This window comes from Clostridioides sp. ZZV14-6154, from assembly GCF_020657785.1.
Lineage (GTDB): Bacteria > Bacillota > Clostridia > Peptostreptococcales > Peptostreptococcaceae > Clostridioides.
In genome coordinates, this window is sequence record NZ_JAGWCY010000001.1 from 984,502 (window position 1) to 1,010,021 (window position 25,520).

23 protein-coding genes are annotated in these 25,520 nt (G+C 28.2%); 10 read left to right on the forward strand and 13 right to left on the reverse strand.

What is annotated here, in order from left to right; genetic code table 11:
• Positions 1-225 precede the first annotated feature (225 nt).
• On the reverse strand, positions 226-2,415 hold the full coding sequence (locus tag KGF45_RS04855; RefSeq protein WP_227841939.1) for an amino acid adenylation domain-containing protein: 2,190 nt from the start codon (positions 2,413-2,415) through the stop codon (positions 226-228).
• A gap of 336 nt (positions 2,416-2,751) precedes the next feature.
• Here KGF45_RS04855 and KGF45_RS04860 point away from each other — a divergent pair, with 336 nt between their 5' ends.
• Together KGF45_RS04860 and KGF45_RS04865 are read left to right on the forward strand one after the other, a co-directional pair.
• Positions 2,752-3,483, forward strand: a complete 732-nt coding sequence (locus KGF45_RS04860; protein WP_227827272.1) for a glycerophosphodiester phosphodiesterase — start codon at positions 2,752-2,754, stop codon at positions 3,481-3,483.
• 79 nt (positions 3,484-3,562) lie between these two features.
• Complete coding sequence (locus KGF45_RS04865) at positions 3,563-4,201, forward strand: isochorismatase family cysteine hydrolase (protein ID WP_227827271.1); 639 nt, start codon at positions 3,563-3,565, stop codon at positions 4,199-4,201.
• A 222-nt stretch (positions 4,202-4,423) separates the two neighbouring features.
• Here the strand turns inward: KGF45_RS04865 and KGF45_RS04870 are convergent, their stop codons facing one another.
• Together KGF45_RS04870 and KGF45_RS04875 are read right to left on the reverse strand one after the other, a co-directional pair.
• The gene (locus tag KGF45_RS04870; RefSeq protein ID WP_227434304.1) at positions 4,424-5,017 is read right to left on the reverse strand and encodes a DUF3867 domain-containing protein; all 594 of its coding nucleotides are present in this window, start codon (positions 5,015-5,017) and stop codon (positions 4,424-4,426) included.
• Positions 5,018-5,087: 70 nt separating this feature from the next.
• Positions 5,088-5,951 carry a S66 peptidase family protein gene (locus KGF45_RS04875; RefSeq protein ID WP_227827270.1) on the reverse strand — a complete coding sequence of 288 codons (864 nt, stop codon included), beginning with the start codon at positions 5,949-5,951 and terminating at the stop codon, positions 5,088-5,090.
• A gap of 167 nt (positions 5,952-6,118) precedes the next feature.
• On the opposite strand from KGF45_RS04875, the gene KGF45_RS04880 reads away from it, so the two are divergent.
• The 5 genes from KGF45_RS04880 to KGF45_RS04900 all read left to right on the forward strand — a co-directional run bounded on the left by KGF45_RS04880 (position 6,119) and on the right by KGF45_RS04900 (position 10,100).
• Positions 6,119-7,288: a M20 metallopeptidase family protein gene (locus KGF45_RS04880; RefSeq protein ID WP_227841940.1), complete on the forward strand. Its 1,170-nt coding sequence runs from the start codon at positions 6,119-6,121 to the stop codon at positions 7,286-7,288.
• Positions 7,289-7,385: 97 nt separating this feature from the next.
• Positions 7,386-7,862 carry an SAM-dependent methyltransferase gene (locus tag KGF45_RS04885; protein ID WP_227827268.1) on the forward strand — a complete coding sequence of 159 codons (477 nt, stop codon included), beginning with the start codon at positions 7,386-7,388 and terminating at the stop codon, positions 7,860-7,862.
• A 182-nt stretch (positions 7,863-8,044) separates the two neighbouring features.
• On the forward strand, positions 8,045-8,407 hold the full coding sequence (locus KGF45_RS04890) for a hypothetical protein (protein ID WP_227827267.1): 363 nt from the start codon (positions 8,045-8,047) through the stop codon (positions 8,405-8,407).
• Positions 8,408-8,839: 432 nt separating this feature from the next.
• Positions 8,840-9,634: a M55 family metallopeptidase gene (locus tag KGF45_RS04895; RefSeq protein ID WP_227827266.1), complete on the forward strand. Its 795-nt coding sequence runs from the start codon at positions 8,840-8,842 to the stop codon at positions 9,632-9,634.
• A 22-nt stretch (positions 9,635-9,656) separates the two neighbouring features.
• Positions 9,657-10,100: a regulatory YrvL family protein gene (locus KGF45_RS04900; RefSeq protein ID WP_227827265.1), complete on the forward strand. Its 444-nt coding sequence runs from the start codon at positions 9,657-9,659 to the stop codon at positions 10,098-10,100.
• 78 nt (positions 10,101-10,178) lie between these two features.
• On the opposite strand, the gene KGF45_RS04905 is transcribed toward KGF45_RS04900, so the two are convergent.
• Together KGF45_RS04905 and KGF45_RS04910 are read right to left on the reverse strand one after the other, a co-directional pair.
• On the reverse strand, positions 10,179-11,465 hold the full coding sequence (locus KGF45_RS04905) for a Gfo/Idh/MocA family protein (RefSeq protein ID WP_227827264.1): 1,287 nt from the start codon (positions 11,463-11,465) through the stop codon (positions 10,179-10,181).
• A gap of 189 nt (positions 11,466-11,654) precedes the next feature.
• The gene (locus tag KGF45_RS04910) at positions 11,655-12,554 is read right to left on the reverse strand and encodes a DMT family transporter (RefSeq protein ID WP_227827263.1); all 900 of its coding nucleotides are present in this window, start codon (positions 12,552-12,554) and stop codon (positions 11,655-11,657) included.
• A gap of 301 nt (positions 12,555-12,855) precedes the next feature.
• Here KGF45_RS04910 and KGF45_RS04915 point away from each other — a divergent pair, with 301 nt between their 5' ends.
• Entirely contained in the window at positions 12,856-13,200 is a 345-nt protein-coding gene (locus tag KGF45_RS04915; protein ID WP_227434296.1) for a RidA family protein, read from the forward strand.
• Positions 13,201-13,296: 96 nt separating this feature from the next.
• On the opposite strand, the gene KGF45_RS04920 is transcribed toward KGF45_RS04915, so the two are convergent.
• From KGF45_RS04920 to KGF45_RS04930, 3 genes are read right to left on the reverse strand one after another with little or no spacing between them, the layout of a single operon-like run.
• Entirely contained in the window at positions 13,297-15,393 is a 2,097-nt protein-coding gene (locus KGF45_RS04920) for a CocE/NonD family hydrolase (RefSeq protein WP_227827262.1), read from the reverse strand.
• A 12-nt stretch (positions 15,394-15,405) separates the two neighbouring features.
• On the reverse strand, positions 15,406-16,566 hold the full coding sequence (locus KGF45_RS04925) for a DUF819 family protein (protein ID WP_227841942.1): 1,161 nt from the start codon (positions 16,564-16,566) through the stop codon (positions 15,406-15,408).
• 19 nt (positions 16,567-16,585) lie between these two features.
• The gene (locus KGF45_RS04930) at positions 16,586-17,653 is read right to left on the reverse strand and encodes a dipeptide epimerase (protein WP_227841943.1); all 1,068 of its coding nucleotides are present in this window, start codon (positions 17,651-17,653) and stop codon (positions 16,586-16,588) included.
• Between the two features lie 340 nt (positions 17,654-17,993).
• Between KGF45_RS04930 and KGF45_RS04935 the strand changes: the two genes are divergently transcribed.
• Entirely contained in the window at positions 17,994-18,560 is a 567-nt protein-coding gene (locus KGF45_RS04935) for a helix-turn-helix domain-containing protein (RefSeq protein ID WP_227841944.1), read from the forward strand.
• A gap of 201 nt (positions 18,561-18,761) precedes the next feature.
• On the opposite strand, the gene KGF45_RS04940 is transcribed toward KGF45_RS04935, so the two are convergent.
• Genes KGF45_RS04940 through KGF45_RS04955 form a run of 4 tightly spaced genes read right to left on the reverse strand, consistent with a single transcriptional unit; the run spans position 18,762 to position 22,533 of the window.
• Positions 18,762-19,748: a biotin-dependent carboxyltransferase family protein gene (locus tag KGF45_RS04940; RefSeq protein WP_227841945.1), complete on the reverse strand. Its 987-nt coding sequence runs from the start codon at positions 19,746-19,748 to the stop codon at positions 18,762-18,764.
• Positions 19,749-19,777: 29 nt separating this feature from the next.
• A complete protein-coding gene (gene pxpB, locus KGF45_RS04945; RefSeq protein WP_227841946.1) occupies positions 19,778-20,473 on the reverse strand; it encodes a 5-oxoprolinase subunit PxpB in 696 nt (231 codons plus the stop codon).
• A gap of 19 nt (positions 20,474-20,492) precedes the next feature.
• Positions 20,493-21,713 carry an NRAMP family divalent metal transporter gene (locus KGF45_RS04950; RefSeq protein ID WP_227827256.1) on the reverse strand — a complete coding sequence of 407 codons (1,221 nt, stop codon included), beginning with the start codon at positions 21,711-21,713 and terminating at the stop codon, positions 20,493-20,495.
• Positions 21,714-21,741: 28 nt separating this feature from the next.
• A complete protein-coding gene (locus tag KGF45_RS04955) occupies positions 21,742-22,533 on the reverse strand; it encodes a LamB/YcsF family protein (RefSeq protein WP_227827255.1) in 792 nt (263 codons plus the stop codon).
• 587 nt (positions 22,534-23,120) lie between these two features.
• Here KGF45_RS04955 and KGF45_RS04960 point away from each other — a divergent pair.
• On the forward strand, positions 23,121-23,750 hold the full coding sequence (locus KGF45_RS04960; protein WP_227827254.1) for a TrkA C-terminal domain-containing protein: 630 nt from the start codon (positions 23,121-23,123) through the stop codon (positions 23,748-23,750).
• A gap of 114 nt (positions 23,751-23,864) precedes the next feature.
• Here KGF45_RS04960 and glpK read toward each other — a convergent pair whose 3' ends face one another.
• Positions 23,865-25,379 (reverse strand): glycerol kinase GlpK, encoded by a 1,515-nt coding sequence (gene glpK / locus KGF45_RS04965; RefSeq protein WP_227839535.1) that lies wholly within the window; start codon positions 25,377-25,379, stop codon positions 23,865-23,867.
• Between the last annotated feature and the right edge of the window lie 141 nt (positions 25,380-25,520).

The window sequence follows — 25,520 nt, forward strand, 5'->3', positions numbered from 1 at the left end:
GATAAAAAGTAAAAAAAAATTTTATATTAAAATTAAATTTGTTATAAAAACACTTTAAAACACGGAAAAGTATAAAAAATACAATAATCATCCCTATAAACAGATTTTCACCACAGTAAAAATGTACAGAAAATTCTTTCTTTTATGTCAATTGATTAATTCTTAAAAATAGGTGTCATAAAGAAATTTTTATAGTCCCTTTATAACACCTGTCATAATACAAAATCACTCTGGCAATGCCCTTTTATTTACTTTTCCAATTGGGGTAACTGGTATTTTATCTATCCTCATTATTATCGTTGGAATCATATATGGAGGTAAATGCTCATTTAAATATTCTCTAACTGTTATGTCATTTATTTTTTCGCTATCATTATCATCAATCACATAATATGCACATATATACATATCTCCGTCCTCATTTGTTCTTGATATACAGACAACACTTTTAATTTCTGCAATATTGTTTATTATGTTTTCAATCTCATACAACTCTATTCTAAATTCATCAATTTTTACTTGATTATCCATCCTACCAATATAATCTAAGTTTCCATCATCTAACCATCTTACCAAATCACCAGTCCTATACATTAATTTATTGTGTTCACAAGTTTTGTAAGGATTTTCTACAAATACTTGCTCTGTTAACCCTTTTTTATTTAAATAGCCTCTTGATATTTGGATTCCTGATAAACAGAGTTCTCCTGGAACTCCAATTGGACATAGTTTATTTTTTTTATCTAATACATATGCATAAGTATTAAAGATTGGCTTACCTATTGGTATTTTCCCATACTCTTTATCCACATGAAAAGAAGTTGATACAACAGTAAATTCTGTTGGTCCATACTCATTATATAACTCATAGTTACGTTTTCTATATCCTTTTAATCTTTCTCCTCCAGTCTGCACAACCCTAAGTGAACTATTGTTACAGTTTTGTATAAATAATCTTGCAAACGCTGTTGGTAATGCTAATATAGTTATATCATTTTCCTCACAATACTCATTTACTGTATATTCATCAAATTTTGCTTCTTCTGGCATAATGTTTATTGAAGCACCCATCAATAGATATGGAAATAGTTGTTTCATTACAGCATCAAAACTAAAACTTAAATATATTCCACATCTATCATTTTCTGTAGCACTTATAGCTTCTATACTATAATAACACATGTTTACTAAACTCTTATGCTCTATAGCTATAGTCTTTGGCCTACCAGTTGACCCTGATGTAGATATTGTATATGCACAGTTTGATGGTGTTATTTTTTCAGTTAAGTCATATCTGTTTTTAAATATGTCTTCATCATTTATATCAATTACTATTGTGTTTTCATTTATAACCTTACATCTAAGTTCGTCTGTAGTTATTACTACTTTTGCATTACTGTCTTCAAGAAGGTAATTTAATCTTTCTTCTGGATTACTTGTGTCTATCGGAAAGAATGCTCCTCCTGATTTCATAATTCCTATGGCTGTAACAATTATATTAATGTCTCTTGGCAACATTACAGCTACTATATCTTCACTTTTTACCCCTATATGATTTAAATAACCTGCAAGTCTATCAGTTAATTCATCAAGTTCTCTATATGTCAAATTTCTATTTTCATCTCTAGCACCTACATTATTAGGTGTTCTCTCAACTTGTTCCCTAAATAAATCAATATAACTTCTGTCATATGGTATCTCACATTTATTATCATTAAAATCTTTCAATAATATTCTTTCTTCTTTTTTACATACAAATTCCAAATCTTCTATTAAAATATTGTTATTCCTTATTATCTGTTCTATTATATAATCAAATTGATTTAATATTCTTCTAATAGTTTCTCTTTTATATATAGATGGCTTATATTTTATTTTTATTTTTAATGCCCTTTTAGTATAAACTATTACAGATAAATCATATCCTTTTTTTTCTATGTCATAGTCATATGATAAATCAAAACTTTTAGCTACAAATATTGTATTTATAAGTTTAGTGTTCAAATGATTTTTATTCTCTATATCTGATAGTAAATAATATCCATATTCTAAAGACCTACTCCATTGCCTTTTCAATTTTTTTACAACATCTATAAATTTTTCGCTTTGTCTAACCTTAACTCTTATTGGAATTATATTTATTGTTTTTCCAAAAACTACATCATCTTCATATGTATACTTTTGTAATATCAGTCCATAGATAGTTTCTATAATAGAACTTATGCTTATATTATTCATTTTAGAATACTGAATTAATTTTTCATGTTTTTCAATATCAATCTTAAAAATTTCATCTACAACTTCGTCAGAACAATCTTTATAAAAAAAATCATTTGGAATTTTTGCTAGATTGGTATAATCATCTAGCAAATCCATCCAATAATTCATAGCTCGTTCTAAATTAACTTCATACATATCAAAATTCCCCCTTACTACTAAATCTATAGAAAAAATTCTTTTGGAATTTTATTTTTTTAAGTACAGAAATATATTAATAATACATATGCAAGCTCTAAACACATGAGCTTGCATAAACTTATACTTATATATTATGACTATTAAATTCGTAATATTTATAATGTTTAAAATATATTATAACACATATATGATTTTATTTTCTTACATTTATATAATATATAAATTATAAATTGTTATTTAATTAATGCATAATTATATTGTTTAGAATATGATATATTATATTAATTAAAATTTTATAAGAAGAAGTTATATTTATTGAAAGGAGTTTTACAAATGAACATTTATGCTCACAGAGGTTTTAGTGGAAAATATCCAGAAAACACTATTCTCGCTTTTAAAAAATGCTTAGATATGGATATATACGGAATAGAACTTGATGTTCACAAGACTAAAGATGGAAAAGTTGTAGTTATTCATGATGAAACAGTCGATAGAACTTTTAATGGACATGGTTTTGTAAAAGACCTTACTTTAAGAAAACTAAAAACCTTAAACTCATCCTTTGAAGGTTACCAAAACAATAAAGAATGTAAAATTCCAACTTTAGAAGAAGTATTAATTTTAATTTCGCCTACAGACTTAATCTTAAATATAGAACTAAAAACTGACAAAGTAAATTACACTAACATAGAAAAGGATGTTTTGAAACTTATTTTAAAATACAATATGAAAAATAGAGTTCTTATATCTAGTTTTAATAGTAATAGCTTAAAAAATTTTCATAAATTAGACCCCAGTATAAAAACAGCTTTATTGTGCTACTTGCCCATAAACAATGTAGTTGAATTTGCTAAATTTCTAGGAAATAGCTATCTTCATCCTCCTTTAATTCTAGTAAATGAATCTCTAGTTGAACTTTGTCACAAAAACTTACTAGGTGTCAATGTATATACTGTAAACGAAGAAGAAGATATGCTACACTGCCTAGCCCTTAATGTAGATGGTATTTTTACTAACTATCCAGATATAGCTTTAAAACTTTTACAATCAAAGCAATACAGCTAGTTATATAGTAGTTTATACTCCTTGACTTTTATATGATTAATATGTACAATTTTATTAAATTTAGCTTGGAGGTATACTTATGGATAACTTATTAAATGAATTTGAAGCTTTAAAAAGTAATTTAGATAATTTACCAATAGAAAAAATAGAAAATTACGATTTGAGTAAGACAGCTTTATTTATAATTGATGTAAATAATGGTTTTGCAAAACAAGGTGCCTTATACTCCCCTAGAGTAGAATCTTTGATAAAGCCAATTGAAATTTTCACAAAAAAAATATCAAATAAACTAAATAAAGTAATTGCATTTACTGATTGTCATACCCCCAAATCTATAGAACTTTTAAGTTATCCAGTTCACTGTTTAGAAAATGATGTGGAAAGTGAATTGGTTGATGAACTTAAATCTATAGAAAATCTACAAGTTCTACCTAAAAACTCTACTAACGGATTTTTCGCACTAGAAAATCTGAACTTTGATGGTATAGATAATATAATTATAGTTGGTGATTGCACAGATATATGTATATATCAATTTGCAATAACACTAAAATCTTATTTTAATCAATATGATATGAAAAAAAACATAGTTGTTCCTATGAATTTAGTAGACACTTATGACATTCCCAATGTTCATCCTGCGGAGATTTTAAACCTAGTATTTTTTAATAGTATGCTTCAAAATGGAGTTAATGTATTAAAAGAAATTCGTTTATAATAAATACTTTATATATTTGTATAGAGATACAGTTTTGATAATAAGATTATTCTATACAAATATTACTTAATACAATTAATTTAACATAACTAAAGTATGTAAATATAGAAATCGCAATTTAAATGTTCTTCTACATGTCTTCTGTAAGAGAAATTAAATTGCGATTTCTATTTTTTACATAATACTAATCAACTATACTGCTTCAATAGTTAAATTTATTTTTTAATAATCGTATTTATTTGTAGTTTCACACATAACTACTTTTATCTTTTTATTAAACATATTCTTATATTCTAATAAAAACTCATTTAATTCTGAGTCCATAAGATTTATTTTTTTATCACTACAAAGCATTATTTTTTCTTGATCTATTATTACATTAATATCATTTAAATCATTTTTTATGAATGTTGTTATACAACTCTTAGGTTGAATTTTTTCACCATATTTCTCATAAAATCCTGCACTCTTTTTAAACGATTCTAAATCTTCTGTAGATACTTTGCTGGAAGTATTATTACTCATAAAACCTGCTGTAGAAGGGTCGATTCCAAAGTTTCTAAGTTGTTTTTCTACTTCTTCAGTGTCCATACCATATCTTTCCATGAACTGTTTTTGTATTTTCATAAACTTTTCTTGAGATATGTCATTATCTTTCATATAATCAAATATTTTTCTTGAAAATTCAGCCATCGACATCTTTCCATCCATAACAGAAAAATATAAGTTATATATGTATTGCTCAAATTTATCTACATCAGAATCTTTAACTTTGTTTTTTAATTCGTTAAAGTCAATTATTCTATCATCAGACATTTTTTATCCTCCTAGCTAAATTTTTACTTGTATAAGATTATACCATACTTCTAATATATTTATATACACACTATTTTTTTAATTTAACCATTTTTTCTGTTGCATCTAATTCACACATTCTTCCTAAAGGAATAGTTATCATTGGTATACAGTGCCCAGATTGTAGATTATATATAGCTGGCTTATTAACCTTCTGTGCAAATTCCTCCAATAGTTCTATTAAATCATCTTCTTTGATACAGTTTTTAAAATCTCCAAAAATTATACCATTACATTCATCCAGTTTTCCTAAAGAATACAATTGAGTTAACATCCTGTCTAATTTATATTGACATTCTCCAATTTCTTCAATAAATAAAATTTTATCCTTTGCATCTATTTCATATTTAGTTCCTATTGTAGAAATTATTAGAGATAAGTTTCCTCCCATTATTATTCCCTCTGCTTTGCCTTCACATACAGTATAAATCTTTTCTTCTTTTGGATTTTCTAAATATAGCTCATCTTTAAATTCTAAAGCATCTACTAGAGATTTATAAGTAAATTCATCCCATTTTGCTACATCTGCTGCCATTATTCCATGATATGGTAAAAGACCACAATTTTTATAAAAAGCTAGATTTAAACCTGTTATATCAGAAAAACCTATAAATGGTTTAGGATTTTGTTTTATTATTTCATAATTTATTTTATCTAGTATTCTTGTTGTTCCATAACCTCCTCTTAAACACATAATCATATCTACTTCTTCATCTAGGAACATCTCTTCTATATCTCTTACTCTAATATCATCATTCCCAGCTAAATAACCTTTATAATTTAGTCCACAACTTTCAGAAAATTTAACTTCATAACCATACTTCTCTAAATTAAATTTTATTTCTTCTAGACTTGTATTTCTCAATGGTCCAGAAGGCGCAATTACTCCTAACATCTAAACACCTCTTATTCTAAAATGATATATTCTAATTTATGCTAAACCTCTCTACTATAATTATAAGACATTTTATTTATACTTGATACAGAATAATGATTTATATAGAATAATATAATTATAATAATGAAGAAAAATAAATTTTTAATATAGTTAGGATGTGTTTTATGATTAATATTAAAGCTCTTTGCCATGATATAAATGATTGGGTTATAGATATTCGAAGAGATTTACACAAAACTCCAGAACTTGGATTAGAAGAATTTCAAACTAAGAAAAAAATTATTAAGTATTTGGATGAAATAGGTATAAGTTATATTGAATATGAAAATCACACAGGATTGACTGCATATATAAATGTAAATCCAAACTTTGAGACAGTTGCTATAAGAGCTGATATAGATGCTTTGCCTATAACAGAAGAACTCAATCCACCTTATAAATCCATTAATCTAGGCAAAATGCACGCATGTGGCCATGATGCACATACTGCTATTTTACTTGGTACTTGTAATATACTATTTAAATTAAAGGATTATTTAAATGTAAATGTAAAGTTTTTTTTCCAACCTGCTGAAGAAACTATTGGTGGTGCCAAACTTATGATAGAAGATGGATGTATGAAAAATCCAGATGTAAATTATATATTTGGTCTTCATGTAAATCCCAATATTGATAAAAGTTTAATTGAACTAAAATACAATACTTTAAATGCATCAACAGATACACTTTGTATAACTGTATATGGCTCAAAATGTCATGGAGCTTATCCACATCAAGGTGTTGATGCCATAGTTATCTCTGCTCATATCATAACTGCTTTGCAAACAATTGTTAGCCGAAATACAAACCCTACTGATTCCGTAGTTATTTCTTTAGGAAAAATTGAAGGCGGAATTAAAGAAAATATAGTTTGTGATAAAGTTGTTATAAAAGGAACCTTAAGGACTTTAACCCAAGAAACCAGGGACTTTTCAAAAAAACGAATCAAAGAAGTTTGTGATTTTACTTGCAAAACATTTAGAGGAAAGATTGATGTTGAAATTGAAGAAGGTTATCCTGCCCTTATAAATTCAAATTCTCTTGTGAATTATGTTAAACAAAATGCAGTAGAATTATTTGGAAAAGAAAATATTTTGATTAAAGATACACCTACTCTTGGTGCTGAAGATTTTTCATATTTTTTGAAGTATTGTGAAGGTGCTTTTTATCACCTTGGTTGTGCAAATCAGGAAAAAAATATTAATTCTCCTCTTCATACAGCTACCTTTGATATTGATGAAGATTGTCTTATCACTGGCGTTATGCTTCATGCGAAAAATGTATTATCCTTTTAATCATATACTTCTATCTCCTTTTTATATTGACTCTCACATGGTGTTAGGGTTTACTCTAAAATTACAAATGACAAACCAAATAATTGGAGGTAATATTATGAAACAAAGTTTAGTAAATCCTATAGGAAAAATACGTGTTCAAGGTGAAGAAATTTCTATCGAATTGGATAAAAAGTATATACCTGCATTAAAAGAGCTTGATGAATTTAGTCATTTAAATGTAATCTGGTGGTTTGATGGATTTGATAACGTTGAAGCAAGAAGTATCTTAGAAACTCCAAAGCCTTATAAAAAAGCACCTGATGTTATGGGAATATTTGCAACAAGGTCACCTATTAGACCTAATCCAATAGCATTAACTACTGTACAAATTATTAGCATCGACCATGAGCATGGTACAATAAAAATTCCATATATTGATGCTAATGATAATAGCCCTGTTATCGACTTAAAACCATATACTCCAAGTATTGATAGAATTGAAAATCCATCAGTTCCTGAATGGTGCAATCATTGGCCTAAATGTGTAGAAAAATCAGAAGAATTTGATTGGGAAAATGAATTTGAATTTTAGTTTATTTAAAGTAGAGTATTAAATTAAGAGATTTTAATTTAATACTCTACTTTATTATATTTTAATTATATAAAGTATTCGTTGTATTTAATTTTCTTGAATTATATAATTGCTTTTATCCACTTTCATATTGGCAAATTATCTTGTATACTTAATGTAAATAATTATAAAGGAGAATACTCATGACAATATTTAGTCTACAAGCAGCAAATTTATTTGGATGGATAGCTATGGTTCTTGGCGTTATTATGTCAATTAATGATAGTAAAAAGCATTTGCCAAAATTTAAGAACTTAAACTATATTTTCTTTGCTTTTATGGGCTTATTCTATGCATTTACTTTATTTGCACTTGCCCAAAGTTTTACATCACATATATTTAGAATAGTAAATTGTATCATTTATATAATAGTTTTAATTGCATGCAATAAAGTTTCTACAAATAAAAATCTCAACAGTAGTTTTTGGACATTAGTAGGATTTTCAATAAATCCTATTTTAGCAATAATCATTGTATTTTTTATAAAAAACAAAAAATATAATTAGAACAAAATATTTTATTAAGGGTTATTTGATAACTACAAAATATACTTGAGTATATATTATTAGTTTATTATAACCCCCTAAATATCTTCTTTCTTACTAATTCTATAGAATGATTCTATAACTCAACTCTTTCTACTAATGTTAAAACGCTACAATCATTAAACAAGCTTAAAAATAATATCTATCAATGTTTTAAGTATGTTAAACTAGTAAATGTAGCTACTTCTATGTTACAATCTTATATAAATATTGTATATAGCAAAACTGGTCTAATAGATACTAATAGCGTTATATTTTTAATATCAGTTATTTTTCAGTTACAGATTTAATAATAATTAATAATGAGACATAATATTTTTCTGCCTTTTATTAATTGTATATTTACTGTTATCTATTGTTATCATTAATAATAAATTTAAGGGGGATTATATTATGAAGTTATATTTAAGTGCCGATATAGAAGGTACTTGTGGCATTGTAAATTGGGATGAAACAAAGCTTGAATGCGAATTTTCAGAGCACTATAGAACACAAATGAGTAAAGAAATAGCTTCTGCATGTAATGGAGCTACTCAGTCTGGTATGCAAGAAATACTTGTTAAAGATGCACATGATAGTGGCAGAAATATTAATCCAGATATTTTGCCTGAAAATGTCAAAATACTTAGAGGATGGACTAAAGACCCACTAGTTATGATGGCTGGGATTGATGAAAGTTTTGATGCATGTGTATTTACTGGTTATCATTCTGGAGCTACTTGTAATGGTAATCCACTTTCTCATACTATGGATATTGACTATGACTACTTTAAAATAAATGATGAGATAGCATCTGAATTTACTATAAATGCTTATGCTGCTGCATACTATAATGTTCCTGTGGCATTTTTAAGTGGAGATGAAATGCTTTGTGAAAGTGCAAAAAAACTAAACCCAAATATAATCACTGTTCCTGTTTCAAAAGGAATTGGAAATGGCTCAATTTCAATTCATCCAAATCTTGCACTAAAAAAAATAGAAGAAGGTGTTAGAGAATCTTTATCTGGAGATTTATCTAGACATTTAATAAAATTACCAAACAAGTTTAAAATTGAAATAAAGTTTAGAGAACATTACAAGGCTTTTAAAGCTTCTTTCTACCCAAATATGAAGAAAATAGATTCTCAAACAATACTATTTGAAACAGAAGATTATTATGAATTTTTAAGAATGTTGTTATTTATATAAATTTCATGTTATACATAAGGAGTTGATTGAGATAAGTAATAAAAGAAGGATTCCTTTAGGCGAATTTATTTCTGTATTTTTATTTTTTGCTGTTTTTTTTGGTATAACTTTTTGTATTTTCACTGTTATAGGAATTGGCTTCTTATCATTCTTAGGTTTTGAATATAAATCTCTTGGGTCTGTACTAATTTTCTTTTTAATATATTTTTGTATAACTACCCCAATTGATTTTCTATGCACTACCATTTTAGATATATTTAGATATGTAAACAAATTGCCGTATTCAATTTACAAATTTTGCGAATTTATAATTTATTTTATACTAACTTTTTTAGCTATGAACATAATTGATACATTTATGGGTTCAATAACGATTCCTTTAAGTACAGAAATTTTATTTGCCTTACTTTCTTATCTCTTATCTGAATGCATGGATTTTTTTGATAAAGATAAGAAAAAATCTTAATAAAAAGATAGATTACTTAATAGAAGATTTATATATTCCTATTATCTAATCTATCTTTATTTGTGTAATCTTTTATATTTAAAATATAGTTTCTTCTATTTCTTTAGTCATCTTTATAGCATCATCGAAAAATTTATCTATATGCACCACTTCATCACTCACTCTTGAATACTCTGCTGCAAATGCCATTATATGACTTTCTATAGCATCTTTTGCTGCTACTTTTCCTTTTTCTAAGTTTTTACTTGAAACTAATTTAATGAACTCAGCTATGAGATTTCTATCATATTCTTCTACCATATTTTTCTTATTTGATGGATTTATAACTACTTCTTCATTTTTTCCAAATTCTTTAATTCTTATCTCATTTTTATTTAAATCTCCACCAACTTCTCCATGACTAAACATCATCTTTATAGTTCTTCCATTTTCTTTAGTAAATGCACATAGATTAAAAGTAGCTGTTACTCCATTTTCAAATTGTAATATATTTACCATGTTATCTACAACATTATTATCACATCTGTAAACACATCTTCCATATGGGCTTGTTTCAAGTATCTTTAAAAGATTCTCTTTTGTAGGATTTATATGTACAGCTCTATTTATATTTCTGTCATTTTCTAGATAAATTTGTTTTGAAGAATATGGACATTTCTTTTCTACTAAACATTGAAGGCAATTCTGTGCCATTTCTCCCCCAGCATTTTCATTGTTAAGATGCTTTAAACTTCCAAATGCAGAGATTTTTTTACATCTACTACCTACCAAATATAATAGAATATCCATATCATGACAACTCTTCGCCAAAATCAAAGGGCTTGTCTCATTACTATTTCTCCAATTTCCTCTAGTAAAACTATGAGCAAAATGCCAATATCCTATATTCTCATTATATTGTATACTAACTAACTCTCCTAATTTTTTGCTTTCTACAATTTCTCTTAATTTATTGTAAAATGGAGAGTATCTAAGTACATGACAAATCATAAAAATCTTATCTTTATATTTATCACACAGGTCATTTATATGTACTAATCCATCTAAACTATTAGACATTGGTTTTTCCAATAATATATGATAACCCTTTTGAAGAGCTAAACTTGCTACGTCATAATGTCTATCATCATTTGTAGCTATTATGACTGCATCTGCCATTTTATCCTGTTTAAAGAATTCTTCTAGAGTTTCAAATACATTTTTGCTATTTAAGTTATACTTTTGTGCAAACAATTCACGTCTTCCTTCTTTAGGTTCTGCTACAGCAACTATCTCACATATATCAGAATTTTCATAAACATATGGAGCATACGCATATGTACCTCTATTACCTGCTCCAATCACAGCAACTTTTACTTTTTCCATACTTTAAATTATCCCCTTTATATTATTTCTACTACTTTATTATATTCTATTTTTATATATATTTGGATATTTTTGATAAAAGAAACAGCAGTTATAGTTTTTTACTTTTAACTGCTGTTTTGACTTAATATGCTATACCTTTTTAGCTTAATATTATTTATTTTTAATATAAACTTTGATACTATTTGTTCATTTATTTTGCTTGTCAATTTCTTTATCCAATTTGTCTAATTTTTTATTGTATAAAAACATATAAAATGCTGCTGAAAATACTATTACATATCCCACAATACTTAGTGTATCTGGATAAACATTAAACAAGAATATACTCAAGATTGCTGAAAATATTATATTACTATAGTCAAATATAGAAATTTCTTTGGCTGGCGCATACTTATATGCTAAAGTTATACCAAATTGACCTAAACTTGCAAATACTCCACCCAATAACAAATACACAAGTTGCATAAGAGTCATTGGTTCATACACTGCAAAAGCTATTGGTCCTACAGTAACTAATGAAAAAACTGAAAAGAAAAACACAATTGTATAATAATCTTCTCTATCTCCGAGAATTCTTAAACAAGTATATGCCATTGCTGCAAATACAGCTCCTGCAACGCCTCCTAGATATGGAATTACTTCAACACTAAATGTTGGTTTTATTATAAATAAAGCTCCTATAAATGCAATTATAATTGCCCCTATCTGTTTTATGTTTATTTTTTCTTTTAGAATAATTGCACAAAATATAACTACGAGAAAAGGACTCATTTTATTTAGCATATTAGCATCTGAAAGCATCAACTTATCAATTGCATAATAATTAAATATAACTCCTAAAGTTCCAAAGATTGACCTATATAAAAGAACCTTCATATTTTCTTTTTTACCTGTTAAACTTCCTTTATGTTTTATAATAAGCCAAAACGCTATTATAGCCGATACCAAGTTTCTAAAAAATACTTTTTGAAAACTTGGCAAATCGCCTGCCAGTTTTACAAATGCAGACATCATTGCAAAACCAAGAGCTGATGCCATTATAAACATTATACCTTTTATTCGATTTGATTTGATTGTACTACTCATATTTACCTCTTTTCTATAAAAATACATAAACCTATATTTAAAAACTACTTAAAAACTAAAATTTATAAATTGAAATAATAATTATCTAAATATTCCAATTTATACTATAATTAAAAGTATAAATTATGTCAAGTAACTAATAAACCTTTTCAATTAATAACAATAATAATTATAAGTAAAAAGTTATATCTTTTTATAGATTATTCTCCAAATATATAATATAATTCTATATAGTATAGACTTTTTTTAATTTATTATTTAGATTTTTAGTGGATTTTTTAATTATGGAGGTATTTAAAATATGGAAATAAAAAGATATGAAGGAACTGGAAGAATGAGTAGAGCTGTAGTTCACAACAATACAGTTTATTTATGTGGACAAACTCATGCTGAAGGAGGAGTAGTTGAGCAAACTACTGAAGTTTTAAATAAAATAGAAGATTTATTAAACAAATACGGTTCAGACAAACAACATTTACTATCTGTTACTATTTATTTAAGAGATATGAAAGACTTTGAAGCTATGAACTCTGTATGGGATGCTTGGGTTGAAAAAGGATTTGAACCTGCTAGAGCTTGTGTTGAAGCTAGACTTGCTAGAGAGCACTTATTAGTTGAAATGAGCGTTGTTGCGGCTACAAAATAATTTCTTTAACTTTAATAAGTAAATATAATCACTTTAACCTATAAGGAGATATAGTATTGATTTATACTATATCTCCTTATTATTTAATTTATTAATTTAATTATTTTCTATTGGCACTATCAATCTAGATGGGTATTTACTTCCATGATAAATTGTATTTTTTGCTTTTATATACTCAATACTGTTATAACCATCTTTAGTGTTACTATTTTGGAATATAAAGTTTTTTGCACTAGATGTTATATCTAACCTAATTCGATGTCCAGTTTTAAATGTATTTGATATTTTTGAAGTTGTTATTGTGAACTTATAAATTTCTCCTTCTTCCATAAATTCTGACTTATAAAAACTATTTCTGAATCTAGCACTTAGTATACCATCAGCTAATTTAATTGAGTTTCCATCTGAATCCACATCCATAATTTTTATGACCCAATCAGTATCTTTTGCAGAACTTGATGCAAAGAATTCCAACTTTATATCACCTGTTATAGTAAATTCTTCACTAAAAGCATCTGATGTATAACACAACATATCACTTCTTTTCTCCAAATCTTTATAATTATTTGGAACTCCCACTTCATTTTCTGACATATCAATCAACTGTATTGAAGGGTCTTTTGGATTATATATGTAGCTATCATAACTATATTTTGAACATTCTTCAAAAGATAGTTTTCCATCCCCTAAAGATGTATTAGCATTTCCACCACTTATTAAATAGATGCTTTTATCTATTTTATTTTCTATTGGCCAATTTTCTGCCATCTTCCATTCATTCGAACCTACTGAATAATACTCTATTGGAGCAGTCTTATCTATATCATTTTCTATTCCTTTTAAGTATTTATCAAACCATAATAGATAGTTATAGTCTACATCATACCTCAATGAATTATCTCCAAAAGGAATATCATTTATATCCCTTATAGTGTTTGAATTATGCATCCATGGACCTAATATAGCCTTTCTCTTTCCTCTTTCATAATTTTTTATTACATCCAAAGCTTCTGTAGTACCCATACCATTATCATCATACCATCCAGATATGACTAATGCAGGCACATTTATTTTATCTTTTTTTAGATGCCAATCCATCCTATCCCAATATTCATCCTTTTCTACTCTTTTTATCCACTCTTCTAAAAATTCTATTCTATATCCAAGTGCTTCAATAGGTATATTTTGTATTGGTCTTATATTTAAAACATCATCCCAGTCATCTCTTATCATTTTACTTCTATCAACTTTATTTCTTGATACCATAAATGCCCATGCAAGCATTCCAGATACAAAAGCTCCACCTTTTCTTGGTATATCAATGAAAGGGCTACCTGCTGTAACTATACTAATTAAAGCTTTTAGGTGTTTGTTTCCTGAAGATGCAGCTGCCCATTGAACATAACCAAGGTATGATGCTCCCAGCATTCCAACAACTTCATTTGACCATTCTTGTGCTACTATCCAATTTATAGTACTATCTCCATCTTCTCTTTCATATATCATAGGCTCCCACTTACCTTCTGATTCATTTCTTCCCCTGACATCTTGTATTACAACAGCATATCCCCTTTGTACATACTTATAATATATTTCTTTATCATTTTCTTTTCCATATGGAGTTCTCATAAGAATTGTGGGTACTTTTTTAGTAGAGTCTTCAAACTTAGGAAGATATACATCTGTAGAAAGTTTTATTCCATCTTTCATATCAATCATGTAATTTCCATCAAATTTTATAGGATATATCTCTTCATTTTCATGTGTTTTTTTCCACTCTTTTAATATCGTATAATCCTCATATCCATCCATAATTAATATAGTACAAGTTTCCCTAGACAAACATATAAATCCAACTACTTTATTATCCAAAACAATTACATCTAAAGGAAATTTTTTATTTCTTTGAACCCAGATATAGTCATTAAACTTAGAATATGTTTCTCCTAACTCATTTACAACTATACTTTTGTCTGTGTTTATTAAACTATTGCTATAAACATTAAATTTTTCAAATAAAAATTTCAAATCTATTTTTGTAAGATTTAAATAATATGTGCCTTCCTCTTTACTCATAGGTTTTATTTCTTCTATTTCATTTGTAAAAGGATTCAGCTTTTCAATAAGTAAAACTTCGTCAAATACTACATTACCACTATATAAACCAGATATATATAACTTAAACTTTCTCAATAAAGTCACCTCCTATAGACCAAGAAACATTTTTATTGCATATGCCACCGATATGCCTGCATAATTTCCTAATACTCCACCAATTACCCCCATAACTACAGCTACACTTACAAGCGAATTCCATTTTGCTGAAGCAGCTACTAAAGCTGATGTTGGACCATCAGCAATTGCTCCTACTATAGAAAGTATTACATATTGGTACTTTATCTTTAACATTCTAGTTACAAATAGATGGAAGGCAAATGAAGCAAATATTATGCTAAAGCAGTAAAACGTTATAGTAAAAGTTGAACCTAAAAACTCTTTTATATCTACTGAAAATCCTATTGTACATAAAAAGAATAATGCAACAAATAATCCTAAATCTAAATTACCCTTTAATTTTTTTACTGGTTTTAACTGAGCAATTATAATCGAAATTGTTGTAACTAAAAGAATTCTTGCTGCACTACTAAAACTTGAACTAAAATATCCTGAAAGTATTGTTGCAATCTCTGTAACAACAAAACCTATAGCCAACATCCAAGCAATATCTTTTATACTCCACTCTTTTGATTGCATAAATTCTTCGTTCTGGCAATCTTCTAATTCCGATTCTTCTACATGATATGGCCAAAACTTTTGAAATTTCTTCGAATTTTTTAATACTGCTGGAAGTGCAAACATAAATATTAATGTTGGAACTCCAATTACATAATCTGCTGCATTTGCTGCTGCTAGAGTCTGCCTACTTACATTAAGACCAGTTCCAATAGCTGTAAGATTAGCGCTTCCTCCAGTATATGTACCTACAAACATCCCTGCGACTTTCCATCCTTCTGATATTTCGCCTGCAAATACCAATCCAAATAAAAACGCCATTATGCTTACTGTCAATACTGCCACAAAAATTGCTATTAAAGGCTCTCTTGATAGCTTTGTCATTTCTTTTAAGTCAACACTCATCAACATTATAGTCATGGAAACTGGTATAGCATATGTAGAAATAGTTCCATATAATTCTGTACTTACTGGAACTACTTTTAAATTTGAAAGTATTATTCCCATTATGATTATTGTAAGTGCTGGTCCTAAGCTTTTAGTTACTTTATATTTTTGTAAGTAAAGTCCAAATGCAATCATAGCTGTCATTATTGCAAGTATACTACCTGTACTTGAAAAAAGTGTATTCATATTTAACCCCCTAATTTCATCATAAGTTCACTTCTATTCCTAAACCTGGTTTATTTACAAGATTCATAATATCTCCATCCATTTCAAATCCTCCAGATATACTTTCTAATTCTTCACAAAACATAAAACTATCAAGGTCAGCTTCTGTTATATTCTTCTTAGATGCTATTAAATTGGCTGCTGCTGTTATACCAATCCTTGTTTCAAGCATACATCCTAACATACAATTAACCCCACTTGCTTCAGCTATATTGTTGATTTTTATTGCAGGATAAATTCCGCCAGATTTCATTAACTTGATATTAAACGTATCAACTGCATTTTTCTTTATAGCTTTAATTGCATCTATTGGTGAATGTAATGACTCATCTATCATAATCTTGGTATTACTCTTATTTCTTATGTAGGCAGTTCCATCTAAATCCCAATGTGGAAGTGCTTGTTCAATCGCATCAACACCAAATTTTTCTAGTTTTTTGATAGTATTTATACTACTATTTACATTCCAACCTTGATTTGCATCTATTCTAATTCTTATATTATCTCCAACAGCTTCTCTAATTAATTTTACAGCTTCAATATCTTCTTCAGGTCTTATTCCAGCTTTAAGCTTCAATATTCTAAAACCTTCTCTAACTCTTCCCAGTGCTTCTTCCGCCATTTTCTCTGGTTTATCTATACCTATAGTTACATCTGTTTGAACTTTGTTATCATATCCTCCAAGAACCTTATAAAGAGGTACATTCATAATTTTACCTTTAAGGTCATACAAAGCTATATCAATTGCTGCTTTAGCAGAAGTATTACCTATTATGATTCCATCCATAATTGTATGTATAGTTTCAATATCCAATGGGTCTTTACCTATAAGTTCCTTCTTAAACATAATTAATATAGAAAGTACAGTATCTAAAGCTTCACCTGTAACTGCTGCAAGAGGAGCAGCTTCTCCAAATCCATAGTAACCTTCATCAGTCTCAATTTTTAAGATTATGCTCTCTCCATATTCAATTGTTCCAAACGAAACTACAACAGGCTTTCTTAATTTAATTCTTAATTTCTCAAATTTAATATCTGTTATTTTCATGTTAACCTCCTTATTTTTGAAGTAATAATTTAATTTTTTTACTTTTACACTTCAAATTATATTATTACTTCAATACTTCTGTCAATATAATTTACTGAAAATTTACTTTTTTCTAAAATATTCTACAATACCACCCTTTAAATTAATAATCATAAATTAAATTCTTCTGCATTATATTAATTCATCAATAATTTATTTTTATAAGATTTTATTTGCATCTCACTAATTGCTAATTCTTAAAATCTTCCATGCATCTTTCTTGCTACTACTTCTATGTTATGCTATAATTACTTTGTTTTAATCGAATATTTTGTATAAATTTTATTATTTGGAGGTTCTTATGCTAGGGGAAAAAATGAGAAATATAAGAAAAAACAAGAAAAAAACACTAAGTGATGTTTCCAAATTGACAGACTTATCTATAAGTTATATATCTCAAATCGAAAGAGATGCTATCGAACCATCCCTGTCTTCATTAAGAAAAATCGCTGAAGTTTTAGATACTCCTTTATATATGTTTATGGATGATAATAATACTGATGATTTAGTCATCAGAAAAGAAGATAGAGTTATGATGAAGTTTCCAAAAAGTGAAATGTTTTATGAGATAGTATCTCCAATGCCAACAGCTGATTTTGCACCTTCAATTTTACTTGTAGAATTTGAACTTAATCCAGAAAGTGAAGATGCTAAAGATTGTATCTATCATGCATCAGAGGAAATCATGGTAGTAACAAGTGGTATAGTTGATATTTGTATGGGTGAAAAAATAGTAAGATTAAATCCAGGGGACTCAACATTTATAAAAGCCAATGTACCTCATAAAATCATCAATCCAAGTAAAGATACAATAGCTCGTGGATATGGTGTTATATCACCTCCCATTTGGCCGATAAAGTCCAAGTAAATATCTATAATACAATTGTTTAATACTTAAAATGTTTAATACATAGAACCAAAACGTAAGCTCTTTTAAAATTAATGTATCTACTCAAATAAAAATAGCTATTTGACTAATTCAAACCATTTTAATAATGGCAAATAGTAAATAGCTATTTCTAAATTGTATTTTAAATTGTAACAAAAATTAATATTAATTAAATTTAAATTAAACCGCTATATCATTTAATACTTTGGCTTTAACAACTCTTATATTTTTCATACTTTTATATATATCTTGAATCTTATCTTCTTGTTCTCTCAATAATCTATGAGCTTCATATATATCTACAAACTCAAACTTTACTACATCATTTGGTTTTGCTTGTGACAACTTATATAAATCTACACTTATAACATTCCCTATTTTAGTATAGCCACCACTAGTCTGTCTATCTGATAGCATTATAATAGGTTTCCCATGTCCAGGTACTTGTATAGCTCCATAAGAAATACCATCAGAGATAATATCTGCTCCATTAAGGTGCTTTATACTCTCTCCATCTAGTCTACAACCCATTCTATCTATTTCATTTGTAACTTTGTATTCATTTGATAAGAATTTTTCTACTTCATCTTTAGAAAAAGCATCAAATTGAGGGCCTTTTACAATTCTCAGTACTATTTCTGAACTATAATTTGGAATATATTTTGAATTTAATTTTTTATTTATTGTAAAATCTTTTTCCTGAGCAAAAGTATTTATATAATCGCCTTTTTTAAGTGCTCTACCTTCAAATCCACCAATCTTAGCTCTTGTATAAGTTGATTTACTTCCCATTGCAAGTGGCACATCTATTCCACCAGCTATTGATACATATGCTCTAGCTCCTGATTTTACACCTCTAAATGATAATATGTCACCAGGATTTATTTGATATGACCTCCAATTTTGAATCTCTTTTCCATTTATTCTAGCTCCTAAATCTCCGCCAGTTACTGCTATTTGTGTATATTCATCAAAGGTAATTGTAGGACCTAACATTAGAACCTCCAAAGAAGCTTCATCTTCAGAATTTCCAACTAATATATTTCCTACTCTATGTGCATATTCGTCCATTGCTCCACACCCAGATACACCATATTGTCCATATCCAACTCTACCTCTGTCTTGTATTAATGTTTGGAAACCTCCTAATTCTACTTTAAATCCCATATATACCACTCCCTGCATTATCACTATTTTTAAACACTTAAATTATTTTTTTCAATTTCTATAAATTCATCTAAAGTTATTGGAACAAACTTTATAAAATCTCCAGCTCGAAGTAAAATTTGCTCTTCTCTATTTTCATCATATAGTTTTAAAGGTGTTCTCCCAATTATTTGCCATCCACCAGGGCTATCTATAGGATATACACCTGTCTGAGAACCAGCTATTCCCACACTTCCACCGTAAATTTTAGTTCTTGGTACTTCTAATCTAGGTGTAGCTATTCTTTCATCCATTCCACCTAGATATGGAAATCCAGGAGTAAATCCTAACATATATATTAAATACTCTCTGCCTGTGTGTATATTTATGACTTCATCTACAGTCAGATTATTGTAGCTTGCAACAGTTTCAATATCTATACCAAATACCTTATCATAACATACTGGAATTTCATGCATTTTAGGTTTTGGTAGCTCTATACTTTCTAAATTATTTTCTATTTTTTTTAAACTCTCAATTAAACTATCAAAATCTATTTTCAAGGGATTGTAACTTATCATAAGTGACCTGTATGTTGGCACCATTTCTGTAACAATACCTTTAAGATTTGATATTTCTATCGCTCTCATAAACGAAATTACTTTTTTATTTATATCTTCTGATATCTCATTTCCAAATTCAGCAACTACTGCTTTGTCTCCTGATAGCAAGTATCTAGTTTCCATAAATGTCACCTCTTCTAAATTAAGCAAATAAAGTACTTAGACTACTAAGAGAAGTTATTCCTGCATAAGCAGATATTAAAACTACTATTAATCCAAATATCAAAAGCCATGTAGGATGTTTATAATCACCAACAATATCTTTTCTCTTAGATGCTATAAGCATTATTCCTAAAGTTATTGGAAGTATTAAACCATTTAAAGCACCTGCTAAAATTAATAGAGTTGCTGGTTTACCTATAAATGCCATTATAAGTGTTGATATAGCTATAAATGCTATTATAAAGTACTTTTCATTTTTTGCTATAAAAGGATTTAGCGTCTTTAAGAAGGAAACTGATGTATAAGCAGCTCCTATAACTGATGTAATTGCAGCAGACCATAATACAAGCCCAAAGAATTTATATCCTATCGCTCCTGCACTAAACTTGAAAGCTGAAGCTGCTGGATTTTCTGGGTCAAGTTGAAGCCCTTTTGAAACTACTGCTAATATTGCTAAAAATAGAAGTACCCTCATCATAGTTGCAACCAATATCCCTAAAAGAGATGATTTAGTTATTTCTTTTATATTTTCTTCACCTGTTATTCCAGCATCTATTAATCTATGTCCTCCAGCAAATGTTATATATCCTCCAACACTTCCTCCAAGTAGAGTTATTATTGGAAATATCAATGTCTTTGGATTTTCTGGTTTTACCATTCTATAAACTGCTTCTCCAACAGGAGGATGATTTGATATTGCTACATATCCAACTATAATTATCATGCCTAATGCTAAAAACTTAGTTATCTTATCTACTAAAGAATTTGAATTCTTTGACATAAATACAAATATTGCTATTAACCCACTTAATATAGTTCCTAATGTCATATTCATATTAAACATTACATTCATACCAAGTGCAGCTCCACCAACATTTCCTATATTAAAAGCTAATCCACCAAGGCCTACTAAAAAAGCTACAAAGTAACCCAAGCCAGGTACTATTTTATTTGCTATATCTTGACCTCTAAGCCCTGATACACCAATTACTCTCCATACATTTACTTGAGCTCCTATAAAAAGGATAGTTGTAATTAATACTACAAATGAAAAACTTGGCCCAAAATCTTGAGTAAACTGTGCTGTCTGAGTTAAAAACCCTGGCCCAATTGCTGATGTTGCCATTATAAATGCGGCTCCTATAAGTGCCCCAACGTCTTTTTTACCTTTTTCTTTATCAGTAATATTTTTTGTACTCATATTTTATTTCCCCCTCATATTATCAACCTTACAATATGTCCTCTGATGAACAAACTTCCATATTTTCTAATGGACAAACTTCTATACTTTCTAATTCAAAACGTTTTCTTATTTCTTTAACAAACTCTATTGCCTTTGGATTGTCTCCATGCACACATATAGAGTCTGCTTTAATATGTATAATTTCACCAGTTATAGTTTCCACTGTTCCTTCTTTTACCATCTTAACAACTCTATCTATTGCAGTTTCTGTATCATGTATAACGGCTCCTTCTACATTTCTTGGAACCAAAAAACCGTTGCTATCATAGGCTCTATCTGCAAATACTTCATTTGCAAACTTAAGTCCAATCTCTTTAGCTGAACTTATCATTTCACTATTATATAGCCCTAACAAAGTAATATCTTTATTAACTTCATATATAGCTTCACAAATAGCCATGGCTAAATTTTTATCTTTTGCAGCCATATTGTATAAAGCTCCATGTGGCTTTACATGCTGTATATTACATCCATTTGAACTTGCAAATGCCATTAATGCTCCCAATTGATACTTTGTATAATCTTTAGCTTCTTGTTTTGTTATTTTCATCTCACGTCTTCCAAATCCTATTAAATCTAAAAAACCTGGATGTGCTCCTATTTTAACTCCATTTTCTTTGGCAAGTTTTACTGTTTTATCCATGTGACTAGGATCTCCTGCATGAAATCCACAGGCTATATTAGCTGATGAAATATATTTTAAGACTTCTTCATCTAAACCAATCTTATATGTTCCAAAACTTTCTCCTAAATCGCTATTTAAATCTACTTTATACAATTTATGACCCCCCTTGCTAACATTTTGATAGAATAAGTAGTTTTAATTTTTAAATTTTGTTTATTATATATATTGCATGAAATATTTTATTACTTGTATGCATTTTTATTTTTCCAACTATTTCAATACATTTAATTAATATAATTTTACCATTTAAGGAATTTTTTTGCAATTATTTTAAATCGACATTCATTTGTAGTTCTTTTTCAAAAAACATTTTTCCTATTTTTTAGTTAATAATTAATTATTTATAGATAAATTATAGCTTTTGACTTTCATTTTTAAAGCATTTTTCAATTTTAATAACTTTATATGCAAGACAGAAGTGTTTTTTTTCATTCATTTGTTTATTTCATCTATATAATTATTTATTTTTCTCCATAGAATGTCTTTACATTCCCTTAAATACTTCATTACATACTTTGAAGAGCAAAATAAAAATATGTATACTAAATGCACGTTAAAATATTATTTTAAAAAAACGACAATATTTGTACATAATGTAGACATATAAATTTATAAATTATACAATAGTATTATTAAGATTATATATTTTTTAACATAAATTTTATATTGGAGGAAAAACAATGGAAAAAAACTATACTATGCCAATATACCAAAAGATAGCTTTGGATATTGCAAATAAAATATATACAGGTGAAATACAGGAAGATTCAGTATTGTTTGGACGCTCTGTTTTGGCTGGTAAATACAACGTATCACCAGAAACTATAAGGAGAGCTGTTAAAATTTTAGAAGATATTGGTGTTGTTAAAAGCATAAAAGGTAAAGGTGTTATTGTATTATCACCAGGCAAAGCTTCTTCTTTTATAAAAAAATATAGAGACATTACAAATATATCATCATATAAATCAACACTTTACAATTTAATAGATACTAAATCAAATCTAGAAAATGAAATCTTAGATACTATAAATAAAATTATAGATTATTCTAATAGACTCGAAATAATAAACCCCTTAGTGCCCGTTCAGTTCACAATAAATTCTAATTGTAAGTACATTGGCCAAACAGCTGCACAAACTAAGTTTTGGCAAAATACAGGGGCTACAATCGTTGCAATTAAAAGAGGTGAGGAACTTATAATCTCTCCTGGTCCATATATTGAATTTTTAGAAGGAGATATTCTTTTGGTTGTTGGAGACCAGCATATTTATAATTCTATACCAATGTTTTTATACGAAAATGAAAAATAGATTATACTACTTGGTTACAACTATACAAAAATATAAATTTGAGAATAAAAAAGTAAAAATAAAAAAGTAGAGCTTTACAAAAGCCCTACTTTTAAATTCAAATGCATCTAACCTTTAAAGGTCTTGCTCATCTTCTTTTTCCCAACTTAAAGCTCTTGACACAGCTTTCTTCCAACCTTTATATAATCTACTTCTCTTCTCTTCACTCATATTTGGATTAAACTCTTTTTCGACTGACCATTTTGATGTAATTTCATTTCTTCCAATATAGAATCCTACACACAATCCTGCTAAATAAGCAGCTCCCAAAGCTGTAGTTTCTACTATTTTAGGTCTATCTATATCTACATTTAGTATATCTGACTGGAATTGCATTAAGAAATTATTATTACTTGCTCCTCCATCAACCTTTAATGACTTTAATTTTAATTTTGAATCGTGTTGCATTGCTTCTAATACATCTTTTGTTTGGTACGCAATTGATTCCAATGTTGCTCTAATTATATGCTCTTTTTTTGCACCTCTTGTAATACCCAATATTGACCCTCTAGCATACATATCCCAATATGGAGCACCAAGACCTGTAAATGCAGGTACTACATACACACCATTAGTATCTTCTACTCTATTTGCATAAATTTCACTATCGCTTGCAGATTCAATCATTTTAAGTTCATCTCTAAGCCATTGGATAGATGCCCCTCCAATAAATATACTTCCTTCTAATGCATAAGTTACTTTTCCATCAACACCCCAAGCAATTGTTGTAAGCAAACCATGTTTAGATTTAACTATATTGTTACCTGTGTTCATAAGTAGAAAGCAACCTGTTCCATAAGTATTTTTTGCAGTACCTTCTTCAATACAATTTTGACCAAACAAGGCTGCTTGTTGGTCTCCTGCGCATCCAGCAATAGGTATTTTAGCTCCTGATAGCATACGTTCATCTGTATGACCATAGACATAGCTAGAAGGTTTTACTACTGGTAACATACTTATTGGTATATCTAGTTCTCGTAGTATGTCTTTATCCCACTCTAAGTTATTTATATTGTACATCATCGTTCTAGATGCATTTGAATAATCTGTTATATGTACTTTTCCACGCGTTAAGTTCCATATTAACCATGTATCTATAGTACCAAATAATAATTCGCCTTGTTCTGCTTTTTCTCTAGCACCTTCTACATTATCTAGTATCCACTTTATTTTTGTTGCTGAAAAGTATGCATCTATCAAAAGACCCGTTTTTTCCTTTATCGATTCCTCTAATCCTTTACTTTTGAGTACATCACAGATTTCTGATGTTCTTCTACATTGCCATACTATTGCGTTATAAATCGGTTTCCCAGTATACCTACTCCAAACAATGGTAGTCTCTCTTTGATTAGTTATACCTATTGAAGCAATTTCTTCTGGTCTTATACCTGCTGTTTCTATGACCTCTCTCATTACCCCACTTTGTGAACCCCATATTTCCATAGGGTCATGTTCTACCCAGCCAGCTTTTGGATAAATCTGTTTAAATTCCTTTTGCGCAATTTTTACTATTTCACCTTTTTTATTAAATAATATAGCTCTTGAACTAGTTGTTCCTTGGTCTAGTGCCATTACATACTTCTTTTCCATCATTTTACTCTCCTTATCATATAATAATATTATTAACTTATTAAAAAGAAAAATCTAATATTACATAATTTTAGTACATATTCCTGTTTAAATATAAAAAATATAAATTTAATTAGATTAAATACTTATATAATAAGACAT